14 protein-coding genes, 1 tRNA gene and 1 pseudogene are annotated in these 13,501 nt (G+C 36.7%); 8 read left to right on the top strand and 8 right to left on the bottom strand.

The features are described 5' to 3' along the window. Nucleotides 1-114: 114 nt before the first annotated feature. Nucleotides 115-879 carry a hypothetical protein gene (locus tag CK510_RS04490; protein WP_095720548.1) on the top strand — a complete coding sequence of 255 codons (765 nt, stop codon included), beginning with the start codon at nt 115-117 and terminating at the stop codon, nt 877-879. A gap of 124 nt (nt 880-1,003) precedes the next feature. On the opposite strand, the gene CK510_RS31475 is transcribed toward CK510_RS04490, so the two are convergent. The 5 genes and pseudogenes from CK510_RS31475 to CK510_RS04470 all read right to left on the bottom strand — a co-directional run bounded on the left by CK510_RS31475 (nt 1,004) and on the right by CK510_RS04470 (nt 4,357). Further along, on the bottom strand, nt 1,004-1,174 hold the full coding sequence (locus tag CK510_RS31475; RefSeq protein ID WP_158224840.1) for a hypothetical protein: 171 nt from the start codon (nt 1,172-1,174) through the stop codon (nt 1,004-1,006). A 106-nt stretch (nt 1,175-1,280) separates the two neighbouring features. Then, nucleotides 1,281-2,336 carry an SGNH/GDSL hydrolase family protein gene (locus tag CK510_RS04485; protein ID WP_095720552.1) on the bottom strand — a complete coding sequence of 352 codons (1,056 nt, stop codon included), beginning with the start codon at nt 2,334-2,336 and terminating at the stop codon, nt 1,281-1,283. Between the two features lie 137 nt (nt 2,337-2,473). After that, entirely contained in the window at nt 2,474-2,956 is a 483-nt protein-coding gene (locus CK510_RS04480) for a hypothetical protein (RefSeq protein WP_095720547.1), read from the bottom strand. A gap of 439 nt (nt 2,957-3,395) precedes the next feature. After that, a pseudogene (locus tag CK510_RS04475) lies at nt 3,396-4,267 on the bottom strand (DNA-methyltransferase). Nucleotides 4,268-4,284: 17 nt separating this feature from the next. Continuing rightward, nucleotides 4,285-4,357: transfer RNA gene (locus CK510_RS04470), tRNA-Ala, on the bottom strand. Between the two features lie 67 nt (nt 4,358-4,424). Between CK510_RS04470 and trhO the strand changes: the two genes are divergently transcribed. Then, nucleotides 4,425-5,315, top strand: coding sequence for an oxygen-dependent tRNA uridine(34) hydroxylase TrhO (gene trhO / locus CK510_RS04465; RefSeq protein WP_095720546.1), 891 nt, complete (start codon nt 4,425-4,427; stop codon nt 5,313-5,315). 86 nt (nt 5,316-5,401) lie between these two features. Beyond that, nucleotides 5,402-5,935 carry a hypothetical protein gene (locus CK510_RS04460; RefSeq protein WP_095720545.1) on the top strand — a complete coding sequence of 178 codons (534 nt, stop codon included), beginning with the start codon at nt 5,402-5,404 and terminating at the stop codon, nt 5,933-5,935. Here CK510_RS04460 and CK510_RS04455 read toward each other — a convergent pair. After that, entirely contained in the window at nt 5,877-6,551 is a 675-nt protein-coding gene (locus CK510_RS04455; protein WP_095720544.1) for a class I SAM-dependent methyltransferase, read from the bottom strand. The genes CK510_RS04460 and CK510_RS04455 overlap by 59 nt on opposite strands. 195 nt (nt 6,552-6,746) lie before the next feature. On the opposite strand from CK510_RS04455, the gene CK510_RS04450 reads away from it, so the two are divergent. Then, complete coding sequence (locus tag CK510_RS04450) at nt 6,747-8,918, top strand: site-2 protease family protein (protein WP_095720543.1); 2,172 nt, start codon at nt 6,747-6,749, stop codon at nt 8,916-8,918. Between the two features lie 207 nt (nt 8,919-9,125). Here the strand turns inward: CK510_RS04450 and CK510_RS04445 are convergent, their stop codons facing one another. Then, the gene (locus CK510_RS04445; protein ID WP_095720542.1) at nt 9,126-10,178 is read right to left on the bottom strand and encodes a hemerythrin domain-containing protein; all 1,053 of its coding nucleotides are present in this window, start codon (nt 10,176-10,178) and stop codon (nt 9,126-9,128) included. Between the two features lie 229 nt (nt 10,179-10,407). Here CK510_RS04445 and CK510_RS04440 point away from each other — a divergent pair, with 229 nt between their 5' ends. Continuing rightward, entirely contained in the window at nt 10,408-10,635 is a 228-nt protein-coding gene (locus CK510_RS04440) for a DUF167 domain-containing protein (RefSeq protein WP_095720541.1), read from the top strand. 19 nt (nt 10,636-10,654) lie between these two features. On the opposite strand, the gene CK510_RS04435 is transcribed toward CK510_RS04440, so the two are convergent. Next, a complete protein-coding gene (locus CK510_RS04435) occupies nt 10,655-11,266 on the bottom strand; it encodes a glutathione S-transferase family protein (protein WP_095720540.1) in 612 nt (203 codons plus the stop codon). A 221-nt stretch (nt 11,267-11,487) separates the two neighbouring features. Between CK510_RS04435 and CK510_RS04430 the strand changes: the two genes are divergently transcribed. The 3 genes from CK510_RS04430 to gatC all read left to right on the top strand — a co-directional run bounded on the left by CK510_RS04430 (nt 11,488) and on the right by gatC (nt 13,358). Then, nucleotides 11,488-12,156, top strand: a complete 669-nt coding sequence (locus CK510_RS04430; RefSeq protein WP_095720539.1) for an SOS response-associated peptidase — start codon at nt 11,488-11,490, stop codon at nt 12,154-12,156. A 145-nt stretch (nt 12,157-12,301) separates the two neighbouring features. Further along, nucleotides 12,302-12,823: a photosystem I assembly protein Ycf3 gene (locus CK510_RS04425; RefSeq protein WP_095720551.1), complete on the top strand. Its 522-nt coding sequence runs from the start codon at nt 12,302-12,304 to the stop codon at nt 12,821-12,823. 244 nt (nt 12,824-13,067) lie between these two features. Continuing rightward, complete coding sequence (gatC, locus tag CK510_RS04420) at nt 13,068-13,358, top strand: Asp-tRNA(Asn)/Glu-tRNA(Gln) amidotransferase subunit GatC (RefSeq protein ID WP_095720538.1); 291 nt, start codon at nt 13,068-13,070, stop codon at nt 13,356-13,358. The last annotated feature ends 143 nt before the right edge of the window (nt 13,359-13,501 follow it).

Here is a 13,501-nt window from a genome sequence, read left to right as displayed (position 1 = left end):
TGTCAATAATAAGCACTAATTGATAGAATATTGATTACAACTTATTTCTAAGCGTTTCTGTTATATCGAACTCAGGTATATAAAGATTATTATTGGCATTTGGAGCATTTATTAATGGAAGATTCAGAATTATTAGAGAAATTGCATAGAACTTGGATTCAAGTTCTAGTTAACGAGAATTGGAATGACTATGCAGCGATTATTGTTGATGCTGAATTATCTTTTAAAGAAAAATGGAATGAATATGATGACTATTCATATAAAACAGCCATCGTAGTTGATTTGCCGCTAAAACTTTACTTAATTATTACGAACAATGAAGAAATACAAAAAGTCCTTCAGCAATATTTTTGGGTAATTGCCAATGGTCATATTTTTAGGAATTCTTTAGATATAGTTTACAGGGTAAAGCTACTAGACATAGAAGAGAACTGGCAAAAGACTATAAAATTTTTAATTGCAAAATCAAAAGATTTAAATCAGGGACTGATTACGGAAAAAGCTTTTGCCCGCAAAGGTAAAGAACCTATCATTTATCGAGAGATTAAGTTTGCTTCGCAATCCGAAATTAGGATTGCACAGGAATTAGAAGCTAAAGAAGTATTATTTTTTCCCCTACCTCTAGCTGTTAGAAATGAAACAGGTAATATTTACGATGACCATCGAGAAGTTGATTTTTTAGTATGTTTAGATGGAATATTCGGAATCTTAGAAATATCTTTTCATCCAGATAGATACGAAAAAGATAAGGAAAAGGATGCTTGGTTTAAGAAATCTGGAATCCTCTGTATCGAACATTACTCTGCTGAGAAGTGTTATAACCAGCCAAGAGTAGTAGTGGAAGAATTTTTAAGTATCCTGTCTAAGTATAGGAGGTAAGCTTTAATCATTTACTTGATGCAGAAATTATTCGAGGGTACGGACTGCTAACATTTAAAAGATATCAAAACTGCGATACCTTCGGTAGAGTAAGCCACAAAATGAATGATCCTATGTTGTCATGCTATAGCTCGGTTCCCGCAGGGTGTAGTGAAGCATCTCCGCGAGATTCTTCACTACACTCCGTACGTACCCCTCCGAGGAAGCAAGCTACAGAATGATATTGAGCATTGCTTTCTGTGGAGTTCTTTAAGCTTTGCGATCGCATGTGCAGCACTCTAACTAGAGAAGACAAATTATTGTCGCTAGGATAAACTTAGGGGTTTTATCATCAATAAGTAAAATTAAACATAATTATTAAACACGAATAAAATGCGATCGCACCCAATCCCAACTAGCAGTTATTGCTTTTTCCTATTCTTGTCATGCTTTGCTTGAGAGACGGCAATTTTAGACTCAATCTGCTGTATTGCTGCTTGCCAAACTTCATAACCATTGAGACTCAGGTGTAAACCATCGGTGCTTAAATCGGTACGTAAGTTACCCTGAAAATCTACAAACCAATTATGAATATTTAAATAATTTGCGCCTTCATCCTTGGCAACTACGGCAATTTGCTGATTAATTTTGCGGATACGATTGTTGGAAAGTTTGGGCAAGCGGGTTGGTAAAATCGATTGGACGATGATTTGGGCGAGGGGATGGTCTTGACGCAGACGACGGATAATCCTGCGGTGATTGCGTAAAATAACTTCATCGGAACTACCTGACCGTAAATCGTTAATACCAGCCATTACATAAATTACATCAGGTCGCGTCTTAGAAAACATTGTTAATCTTTTGAATACACCTGTGGAAGTGTCACCAGAAATACCCTGGTTTAACCATAATTTTCCAGAGGGTAATTTATCCTTGGGAAACCACATGCTCAGGGAATCCCCCACCAAAATACTTAAACGATTCGTTCCTTGACCATCAACCATTGCTCGCGCTTCTAAAGCTAACAAACCTTTCCAATCTTCGTAAGTCAACTTACTTTTGCTGCTGGCAAGTTTGTCACGCATTGTTTCGTTGTTCAGTCGGGTATAAATTTGCCCTAACCGCAACGCTGCTAGTCTTTGATAATAAAGTTGCTTACCTGATACGGGTTGATAATTGATACCCTGCTGAATGGTGTTTAAATAAGCAGGTGTAGCGGATATGGTTGGTATAACTGGTGGCTGTTCTTGATTACTAAATTCGGGCGCAGTCGTTTCATTTTCCGGTGAAACTGGTGAAGAACCGGAATTATTGCGATCGCTAAGTTCTGCCCGTAGTTGTTGCGGTTGGGAATTTATCTTTATACTCCAGGGAATCGGGGAATTCTTTGCTGGAACAATCAACATTTGAGGTAAAGCTGAAGTTGGTACTGCCAATCCTGTCAACACACCAGCTGCCAACAGATAAACATCCTTCATCGCTTTATCTCTCCTTAAAAAATCAATCATATATCCCTAATCTCAGCCACAATCAACTGTTTTCAGGAAATTTCTACAGTTACTAAATTTTTTTTTACACCACTCTGACTCGTAAAGCTTGCCAACTAGGTAACATTTCACGAAATCTTCACAAAAATATTGACATTCTCAATAGTTTGTGTAATTTGCTGCCAAGCATCATCGGATAATGCGGATTTAATCAAGGTTAGCACTTTACGCAACTCAATGAAATCATCATCGGTAAAACTTTTCTCTATCTGTTGGATGTAAAAATTTTGCCACCATTCTGGTGCATGTTTACTTGAAGAATGTTTTCGCCAACGTCTAAGCCAACGCCAAAAAACTTGGGAGAATTGTGTACCTACAGATGATGGTGGTGGAAAATCCGCATAGCTGACAAATCGGCTGACATTATTAGCATGGACGTATACCACGTGACTGTAGCAGTCTATTCGCTTGATTTGGTCGATGTCAATACCAAACATGATTGCGACTGCTTCTTCAGTCACAAATCGCCCTAGTGGATGTAGAAGTGGTGATTTATAGGTTATTTTGGATGATCGAATTGAGGGAGCTTTTACCCCTGTTGTTGCTGGCATGGTAGATGAATCCCTATTTTTAAGGGAATTGCGGCGATATTTGCGAAGATTTTGACAAACTGGCACTAATATGCTTAATCAGGAAGTTGTAACCCACATTCCGCACTTCATAATGTAATACGTAATGATTACAAAATCTGGGTAGCTTGACGAACTCTTGAATTTAACAAATCAAGTATTTATATTGAAATTAAGCGCAAACCTACCCCAAATTTACGTACTACTAGGCATACTACAAATTGACGTGCGGAATGTGGGTTGTAAGTAAGAACAAAAATAGTTTTGAGATAACTTACATTTTTCTACATCCAAATATTAAACTATGAAACTGTATCACTTGCCAAGCAAATTCCAAAAATACGACTAAATCCGTGATAATCCTCAACAAATTGTGTCAATCTAAAACAATGCGACATAAAAGACGCGATATATCGGGTCTCTACAAGTTCTTCGTACCTTCTGTAGTTGGTTCACCAAAGTCTTGATGAAACCGATAGCGACTACCAATTACATAATCTTCATTTAACTCAAAAGCCAGCCAATACCTTTGCAATGTTTCCGCGACAAAACCTGTAGTATTAGAACCAGCAAAAGGGTCTAAAACAACATCACCTTCATCGGTCAAAAATTTTACAAAGAACTCTGCAAATCCTGATGGGAAACGGGCTGGATGGGGTTTAATCCCTGTTTGTTTACATATGGTGTATTTGACTCAGTATTTGCGATTTCTAATAAATTTGCTGGAATCGCTCCCTGATTATCTTTTTGGAATTTATGAGAAATATCATGACCACTCGGACGTAGTTTTGCTTGATACCCATTTTTTAGTAAATTTTTCATACTCTCGCTGTATGATTTCAAAACTTTGCGATTATCAGCTTTGGAATTTGGTGTCTTTGATAACCACCAAACAACATTTACTGAGTCTTTAACGCGAATTCTTCTGATTGTCACCCATTCTGCGGTTGTTGGTAATTGAGCAGGATTAGAATGATAAAATTCCTGAGCTAGATAAAATCCTAATTCTTTACATAGTCTGACTAATAATACGTATTGATAGATACTGCGTGTTGGGTTTCCTGGCAGATAAGCACCACCTAAATCTAAGACAAAAGAGCCGTTTTCTGTGATGACTCGCTGGAATTCTTTGGCGAAAGGTAGAAACCATTCGATGTATTTTTCTGCACATTCATTGCCGTATTCTTTTTTGTGAGTGAGGGCAAATGGTGGTGAAGTCAGAATTAAGTTGATACTATTGTCGGGAATATCTTTAATTGCTGGTTCTAGAGATGTGCGATCGCTTTTCAAGATGTGTCAAAATGAAAAAATGGAGGTTAGCGGACTCGAACCGCTGACATCCTGCTTGCAAAGCAGGCGCTCTACCAACTGAGCTAAACCCCCACGAGATATAATATGTAATTAGAATACTAGCTGATATTGTTCAATTTAGGAAGGGGTATAGGTCAAAATGACTCTGGTGGTTGCTGCATTTTATAAATTTACTAAACTGCCAGATTTTGCCGAGATGCAGAACCCTTTGCTGTCGTTTTGCCTGACTCAAGGGATTAAGGGTACGATTTTATTGGCAGAAGAAGGAATTAATGGGACTATAGCAGGTTCCCGTCAGGGTATTGACACTGTTTTAGCCTATTTACATTCTGATTCCCGTTTAGTCGATTTAGAATACAAAGAGTCATTAACTGAGTCAGCACCATTTGAACGGATGAAAGTGCGTTTGAAGAAAGAAATTGTGACTTTGGGTTTACCAGAAATTAGCCCGATACAACAGCTTGGAACCTATGTCAGTCCAAAAGATTGGAATGCGATCGCATCTGATCCTGATGTGATTATCATCGATACTCGTAATGATTATGAAGTCAAAATCGGCACGTTTAAAAATTCAGTAAATCCAAATACCCATTCTTTCCGGGATTTTCCCGAATACGTTCGACAAAATCTCGATCCGCAAAAGCATAAAAAAGTGGCGATGTTTTGTACGGGGGGGATTCGTTGCGAAAAAGCTTCTGCTTTCATGCTTTCCCAAGGTTTTCCAGAGGTATATCACCTCAAAGGGGGAATTCTCAAATATTTAGCGGAAGTACCTCAAGAAGAAAGTATTTGGGAAGGTGAATGTTTTGTCTTTGATGAACGTATTGCTGTTCAACATGGATTAGAGCCGGGAACTTATGATATGTGTGTGGGTTGTGGACATCCGATTGATGAGGAAGATAAGCTTTCCCCCCATTACGAAGAAGGTATTTGCTGTCTCTATTGTTATGAAACTTTGACGAATGATAAACGTGGAAGATTGGAGGAGAAAAAAAGACAAGCTGGATTAAAAGCTCAACGGGATGGTTAGTTTGAGAGAAATACAAGAATTTTGGGAATGCTAAAAGTAGTTCCATCTAACTTGGAAATGCCTCAATTGAATATATGTAAAACTATATGCAAAACAACCGTTTATCTATTGGATTGACTATTTTTTTTGGTTCTGCATTTACTTTGATTGGATTAGTTATTGGTTGTTTTGCTGCTCGTGTTGCAGTATTCACATGTACTCACGATCGATTTACTCAACAGCAAGAAAAAGGAAACTGTCAGCTAGAACAGTCAACATTACTAATGCCTTGGGCAAAAAAAATAGATAGAATCGAATCAAGGGATATCCAAAAGGCTGAATCTGTGGAAGTTAATTTTGATACTTACACAGTGGTTCTTCGGTTGAAAAACAACAATGATAAATTTTTACTTTATCAATCGCCATATTCCCAAAATTCCCAGCAGTTGGCAACACTCATTAACTCTTTCCTAACTAATTCCAAAGCTAAGTCTTTTCGTTTTCAAGAAGGTGGTGGTGTTGGAGAGACTTTAGTTTTACTATCCTTTTGTAGCTTTGGTATAATGCTTACTTACTTCGGAACTATGGGTTTGAAAGCTTCATTGCTAGCATCAAACCATCAGCAATCGGAACCAAACTAATATTTACCCGCTTATCTTGATGTATTTTCGCATTTAATGCCCGAATTTTCTGAGTGCGATTGTCTTGTTTATCCTCTGGTTCTGCGACTTTTCCTGACCACAATACATTATCGATCGCAATTAAACCACCGGGACGAACTAATTTTAAGGAATATTCATAATAGTCGTCATAACCGCTTTTATCTGCATCGATGAAGGCAAAATCGAAGGTTTCTGTTTCCCCATCGGCAATTAGTTTATCTAAGGTTTCTAGAGCAGGAGCTATGTGTAAATCAATTTTGTGTGCGATACCTGCTTCTTGCCAGTAGCGACGGGCTATTTGCGTGTATTCATCACTCACATCGCAGGCTACTATTTTACCGTCAGGTGGTAGTGCTAATGCGGTGACTAGGGAACTGTAGCCAGTGAAAACACCTATTTCTAAAGTTTTTTTTGCGCCAATTAATTGCACCAATAAGCTCATAAATTGTCCTTGCTCTGGTGCTATTTGCATCATTGCCATTGGATGCAGTGCTGTTTCTTGACGCAGTTTGGTGAGTATTTCTGGTTCTCGTACTGAGGTAGAGAGGAGGTATTCGTGAAGGTTGTTTGCGAGTCCAAGGGTTTTATTTGACATGTTGTGGGGATTATCCTAAGTGTTATGTTATGTATTTATTTTCTCACGCGGAGAAGAGTAAGAAAATGATTTAAGATATTGGATACTCTAATTTCTGCAATGCTCAATTTCTAATTAACACTGTGGATATTACTGAATAGTTATATTTAGATGATATCTGGGAATACTAAGTGGAGTTAGTTTTGGGATGTCAATATGCGATATTTGCTTTATGCGATCGCTTTCTTAATACTTTACAAATCACTTTCCCAATATCCGAAGTACCAAAGGGAATGTCAGGAGAAAGTTCCAAAGTATTTACGGGAGGTATTTGAAGTTGCGATCGCAGAGTTTAATGCGATCGGTTTTCGGCAATGTGGATATTTACAGGTTACATCTACGGTTAAGGCTGAAACTCCAACATTAGAAACATTTTTGTATAATTCTTTATATGAAACATATGTAATCATTGGCATCCGTTATTCAGCCAAACCTGATGATTTATTCAAAATTGAGTTTTATACGTTTTTTGAAGATGAAAGTTTGTTGCTGACGACAAATAGTAAAGCTGATGGAATAATTGATGAGACTCCTGACTTAATTATTCAAGATGCTTATATGGCAGATATATCAACGCAGTGGCATCTTCATCAAAATAAGCTTAGTCAATTAGCTAATTTAAAACAAACATCTCAGATTATAACTGACGAATTTGCCGACGTATTACAAACACATGGCAAGAATTATATAGATTTTTTAGTCAGTAGTGGAAAATTACGACAAGTAAAAAAAGATAAATTATTTCAGTTTAATTTCAAGACTGCATGGCATTTGGCGAAAAAGATAACACATGGGGTAATTAAAACTTCGCAAATCGAGAAAAAGCAGCAAGTAGTGGTAATTCAATCAGTAGATAATTCAGGAATAAAAGTTAATATTCCTGTAGAGTTAGAAGTTGAAATATTTAAACGGATAGAAAAGTCAAATCAGTTAATTTTTGGGAGTAATTTTCGCGCATTATTCTTATTACTTAGTTTCACTTTGTTTATGATATCTTACATGCAGATGTTTGAGGCGCATAGTCTAGTAATTTTTGCTTTCACTATTCTGCTACATGAGGCTGGACATGTGATTGCGATGAAACTCTGCGGATATCAGGACACCTCAATATTATTTTTACCATTTCTTGGTGCTGTGGCAACTGCAAGAGAAAAATATGATACGACACTTGTACAAAATGTATTTGTATTGTTAGCTGGTCCTTTACCAGGATTAATACTGGGGATATTTTTAGGTGTAATGTATGGAAGTAGTAGTAATATATTTTGGGTTAAAGAAGCTGCTTGGATGTTGATTAGTTTAAATCTCATCAATTTAATGCCTATTTACCCTCTTGATGGCGGTAAGATTGCTAATTTAGTAATTTTTTCTAAGTTTGCTTATAGTGATATTATATTTAGATTATTGGGTTTGTTCATATTAGGATGTTTCGCTGTTTGGCAACCAGTATTAATCGTATTTTTAATTTTGAATACTTTAAGTTTACCCTATAGTTTTCGATTAGCTAAAACAAGCTCAGAATTTAAACAGTTTCTAAAAGAGAATCCTCAAACTACTTCAGATAATTTACTTTATCGTATTTTTGAGTATGTTAATAAATCCGATAATCATAAGTTATTAATTAATGGAAAACACTCTTTAGTAAAAAATTTATTGTTACGTTACAACGAATCTATAAGTCAGCCGATAAAGCGATTAATTTTAGCAATTATTTATTTCATTAGCATTCTTGGGGGATTAATTGGAGGATTATTTGCAATTTTTCCAAATTCCGCATCAGTAATTGCAGAAATTCCATATTTGTTGGAAAATTCAAAACAGCGACAAGAACGCTTTACGCAAAAACAGAAATACGAACTGGAAAAAACCACAGTAGCAATTACAAAGAATCCCAATGATGTTAATGCTTACATAAAAAGAGCAAAAATCAGACAAAGGTTGCGAGATTATCGAAATGCGATCGCAGATTATAATCAAGTTCTCCGCTTACAACCAAATCAAACTCAGTATAGACTGAATCGTGCCATTTTATATTCCCAAGTAGATAATATTCAAGCTGAGATTAAAGATTATAATTATTTGATTCAATTAAATCCTCAACACTTAGAAAATTATATTAGTCGTGGTTACGCATACCTAAAAATACAAGATTATCACGGTGCATTGGCAGATGGGAGTCAGGTTATTAAACTCGATCCACAGCAACAGAATGGTTATAAATTACGAAGCGAAGCTCGTCGTCATTTAGGTGATGATTTAGGTGCAGATGCAGATAAACAGAAAGCAATGGCGTTAGAAAAAGTTTGGGAAGAAGCAAGAGATTATTAGTAGGGGTGAACGGTTGTTCACCCAATAATTATAAAAACCTTCACCCAATAATTATGTTTCTTCTAAAATCCTTCACCTAATCATGATAAAAATATTCACATATTTCTATAATAAAATACTTGTTTTTAATTAATTTTTTTTGTAGATTGAATAATTCAATTTTAAATGAGATTAGGGCGAACATCCGTTCGCCCCTACAATCACTAATTATTTAATCATACCGCTTTCCTTAGCCATTTTTTGTTGTTCTTCACTCTTGGCAGACTTGAATTTTGTCGCCATTTGCTCAGTTTGTTCGGTACTACAATTGTTACGAATTGCAGCAAACATGGTGCTTTCCTCTTGACGAATATGGTCGCCAACAGCATCCATAATTTCTCTTACTTTCTCCTTAAATTGAGGAGAAGATACATTAATAGCTTTCGCTTGATCTAACAACACACGCAACTCAGCTTGTTCGTCATATAATTCTTGGGTATCTTTGTCACCATAGAAAGGACGAACCGTGGGATATACAACTTTTTCTTCCGCAATTGAATGTACTAACAAATCTTTGTAGATTTGACCAAAGTACTCTTGGATTTTTTGCGAGTCATTAGTAGCTAAAAGTTGGGTAAACAAAGTATTTACTTTGCTATGATCCATGCGAATTAAATCCTGGATATTCATATCGCTTTTATCGCTGGTTTGAGTTACGGCACTACCAAAGGCACCACTCAAAGCTGCCATAGCATCCTGTACTCGTCCCCAAATACCTTGATCGGCATCTTGTCCAGTTAGTTCACGAACACCTAACACTTCCAAAACACCTTTAAGTTGTTCTTGGTGAGCGCGATTCTCAAAATTTATGGTGTTTAAAGGTCCAATTGCCATCATCACATCAGCACCAACTTTTTGTGCAGCTTTGTGAATAGTTAAACCACTCATTACTTGTTGGTGCTTCAATAATTCATGTTGAAACACTTTTGCATAAAAGTTTAATTCTGAACCATGCATTAACTTTTTAACTGTATCTACCATTTGAGTAATGGTTTTTTCTGGTTGTGATCGCACGCCATATTGTACAATTACAGTATCCAAAATCCCCATATTTTTTTGGTCATCTTCAAGCATTTTGCGGAAGCGATCGCGAATTTCCGAATCAGTGCTTTGTTGCAAAAATAATTGCTCGTTATCAATCAACAATTGTTGAAGCACTTTCATATCAGCTAACTTCATCGCAATCGCAGAGCGCTTGGTATCATCTAATGTAGCAATCATTCTTTGTTCTCCCCTGAAAAGGTTTTGCATAATCCTCAATCTCAGGTTCGCACACAGGTTGAATCAATTCCATCTGACTTTTGAACGATTCTATTCAAACTCAGGGTATAAATGGTCTTTACAAAGTCTTTCTTACAAGTAATTAAACAAGTATATTTATCCGTTTGATAGAGATTAACTTAAATTTTACTCTGCTACTAGATAGATAAAACTATGTAAATATTAAACTATGCAAATCCGAGTCAAAGTTAAACCCAATTCTAAAATACTGAGAATAATTGAAGAAGAAGATAACAGTCTCACTATATATCTGAAATCGCCACCTGTTGACGGCAAAGCAAACCAAGAACTAATCAAAGTTTTGGCAGAAAGATTCGACGTGTCAAAATCCAGGATTACAATCAAATCAGGTTTATCATCACGACAAAAGTTAGTAGAAATAGACACTGAGTATTAAGTAAAAATCAAAGAAATTCCTATACTTCCGTAATTTCAATATATCTAGGTTGATTCTTAACCCGACTAATCCATGCTTGAATTGCTGGAAAAGGAGTTAAATCGTAACCAGCTTCATCTGCTACATGGGTATACGCAAACAAACTAATATCAGCGATAGAATAACGTTCTCCAACAAAAAAGCTATTTGTTGCTAAATGCTTCTCCATCACATTTAATGCTAAGTAACCAGATATTTGCCGCTTCTCGATTTCTGCTTTGTATTCATCACCTCGATTAAGAATAGTTATCCAAAATCTTGGTGTTGCAATATAAGGTTCATGACTGTACTGTTCAAAAAATAACCATTGCAGAACTTGGGCACGTAAAAAACGGTCGTATGGAAAATATTCAGTTCCCTCACTCAAGTAAACTAAAATAGCATTTGATTCTGCTAAATATTTACCTGATTCAATTTCTAATACTGGAATTTTGCCATTAAGATTTTTACTCAAAAACTCTGGAGTGCTTGTCAATCCCTGAATTATGTCAACTTCTATTCTTTCAAAAGGCATTCCCAGTTGTGTTAGTAATAGACGTATCTTATAGCCGTTGCCGGAAGGTAAAAAATCGTACAAACGTAGCGGTTCCATGCCACAATATTTAGGATGAAGTGTTAATTATGAATAAGATGTAAAGAACAATATCTTATCAGATAAAACTAATAAGTCAGATAAAAGTTTATGTATAGATATTTGAACCCATAAAATGGTAACATTGAGTCACAAAACAAACTAAATAAAGTATTATTTGATTCTCGTGTATTAAAATTAATCATTGTCGTGTATTAAAGTCTTCACCTAATTGTAATTGTATGTGTGGAAGATATACTTTAAGTTCATCAGTAGAAGGTATTGCCAAATCTTTTGATATTCAAGATGTACCGAGTTTGAAACCGCAGTATAACATTGCACCTACGCAATCAGTGTTAGCTGTGTTACAAAACCAAGATACTAACGAGCGCGTGTTACAGCGATTCCGTTGGGGATTAATACCTTCTTGGGCAAAAAACGTAAGCATGGGTGCAAAATTAATCAATGCGAGGGGTGAAACAGTGGCGGAAAAGCCCTCATTTCGCGCTGCATTCAAGCGCAGACGCTGTTTAGTTATCGCAGATGGGTTTTATGAGTGGCAGAGTCTTGAAGGCAAAAAACAGCCCTATTATTTCCAACTTCAAGATAAACAGCCGTTTGCCTTTGCGGGGTTATGGGAACACTGGCAACCTCCGGAAGGGGAAGAAATAGTCTCATGTACGATTTTGACGACAAATGCCAACGAACTCATGCAACCAATCCACGATCGCATGGCTGTAATTTTGCAACCAGAAGATTACGATTTGTGGCTTGATGTGCAAGTTCAAGACCCAGAAATGCTAAAACCTTTATTGCAGCCATTCCCTGCCGAAGCCATGACTGCATATGCAGTAAGTACTGTAGTAAATAATGCCCGCAATAATACGTCAGAATGTATTGTGCCTTTGTAGTTGAAGAGAAAGGAGAAAAGGGAAAGGGGAAAGAATAATATTAATGCCCAATCTCAATTCCCAATTCCCAATTCCCAATTACACTATTTGTAAAAGCCGTAAATTAATCACTCTTTTAGCCGTTAGCCGAAATTTAGAGACGAATATGCCAAGAACTCAGAAAAACGATAATTTTATCGATAAGTCATTTACTGTGATGGCGGATATCATCCTCAAGATGCTGCCGACTAGCAAAAAAGCAAAAGAAGCCTTTGTTTATTACCGTGATGGCATGTCAGCACAAGCGGAAGGTGAGTATGCCGAAGCTTTAGACTATTACAATGAAGCGTTACAACTCGAACAAGACACAAACGATCGCAGTTATGTCTATTACAACATGGGTTTAATTTACGCTAGTAATGGCGACCATGAAAAGGCATTGGATTTGTATCACCAAGCGGTTGATTTAAATCCCCGGATGCCCCAAGCATTGAATAACATTGCCGTAATTTACCACTTCCAAGGGGAAAGAGCCAAGGAAACTGGTGATATAGATGGTGGAGAAGCTTTATTCGATCAGGCTACTGATTACTGGGTTCGGGCGATTCGTCTCGCACCCAATAACTACATTGAAGCCCAAAACTGGCTAAAAACTACCGGGCGATCGCAAATTGACATATTCTTCTAAAAGTTAGAAGTTACGAAATACCAATAAATAAACTATCCCCAATTGTAGGGGCGGGGTTTTCCCGCCCTTGCTGATGATAAAATTGATAATTATCTAATTAGGATATTTGATTTTCTGTAAATCCCTGAATTGTCCCAATCCCAATATGGAAGGGGCGGGGATACCCAGCCCCTACGAATGATAAAATTGATAATTATCTAATTAATCCCTAACTCGCCATTCATAAATCAGTAACCATAGCAAAATGATTGACCGCGAACAAATTCATAAAGTCGCATCTTTAGCGCGTTTAGAATTAACACCCGAAGAAGAAGAAACATTCACAACACAATTGGGAAGTATACTGCAATACATAGAACAATTGAACGAACTTGATGTAACAGACATTGTGCCAACTACAAGGGCAATTGATGTTAGTAATGTAACAAGACCTGATATTTTGCAGCCTTACCCCGAACGTGAAGCTATTCTCAGTGGTGCGCCAGAACAAGAAGGGGATTTCTTCAAAGTACCAAAAATTTTGAATCCTGAATAGTCGATATACCTTCATCCAAGGGTGTTGATTTTGTGAGAAATTCCATGAAAAATCTTAATGGGATTCTATGTCACAAATTGCTTGTCTCGAATATGGTCAGGGCAAACAGCCGTTTAACCCTACTGTAGGCACTAATTTTCTAT

Origin of the sequence: Brunnivagina elsteri CCALA 953, assembly GCF_002289455.1 — a bacterium.
Classification (GTDB): domain Bacteria; phylum Cyanobacteriota; class Cyanobacteriia; order Cyanobacteriales; family Nostocaceae; genus Brunnivagina; species Brunnivagina elsteri.
Note: the sequence above shows the minus strand (reverse complement) of the source record. Positions and strands in the feature narration are given on the sequence as shown.

Excerpts from the sequence above, each read along its gene's own strand:
- CK510_RS04485 (WP_095720552.1), bottom strand. The coding sequence starts at position 2,336 with ATGAAGGATGTTTATCTGTTGGCAGCTGGTGTGTTGACAGGATTGGCA.
- CK510_RS04425 (WP_095720551.1), top strand. The coding sequence starts at position 12,302 with ATGCCAAGAACTCAGAAAAACGATAATTTTATCGATAAGTCATTTACT.
- CK510_RS04490 (WP_095720548.1), top strand. The coding sequence starts at position 115 with ATGGAAGATTCAGAATTATTAGAGAAATTGCATAGAACTTGGATTCAA.
- gatC (WP_095720538.1), top strand. The coding sequence starts at position 13,068 with ATGATTGACCGCGAACAAATTCATAAAGTCGCATCTTTAGCGCGTTTA.
- CK510_RS04440 (WP_095720541.1), top strand. The coding sequence starts at position 10,408 with ATGCAAATCCGAGTCAAAGTTAAACCCAATTCTAAAATACTGAGAATA.
- CK510_RS04435 (WP_095720540.1), bottom strand. The coding sequence starts at position 11,266 with ATGGAACCGCTACGTTTGTACGATTTTTTACCTTCCGGCAACGGCTAT.
- CK510_RS04450 (WP_095720543.1), top strand. The coding sequence starts at position 6,747 with ATGCGATATTTGCTTTATGCGATCGCTTTCTTAATACTTTACAAATCA.
- trhO (WP_095720546.1), top strand. The coding sequence starts at position 4,425 with ATGACTCTGGTGGTTGCTGCATTTTATAAATTTACTAAACTGCCAGAT.
- CK510_RS04480 (WP_095720547.1), bottom strand. The coding sequence starts at position 2,956 with ATGCCAGCAACAACAGGGGTAAAAGCTCCCTCAATTCGATCATCCAAA.
- CK510_RS04455 (WP_095720544.1), bottom strand. The coding sequence starts at position 6,551 with ATGTCAAATAAAACCCTTGGACTCGCAAACAACCTTCACGAATACCTC.
- CK510_RS04445 (WP_095720542.1), bottom strand. The coding sequence starts at position 10,178 with ATGATTGCTACATTAGATGATACCAAGCGCTCTGCGATTGCGATGAAG.
- CK510_RS04430 (WP_095720539.1), top strand. The coding sequence starts at position 11,488 with ATGTGTGGAAGATATACTTTAAGTTCATCAGTAGAAGGTATTGCCAAA.
- CK510_RS04460 (WP_095720545.1), top strand. The coding sequence starts at position 5,402 with ATGCAAAACAACCGTTTATCTATTGGATTGACTATTTTTTTTGGTTCT.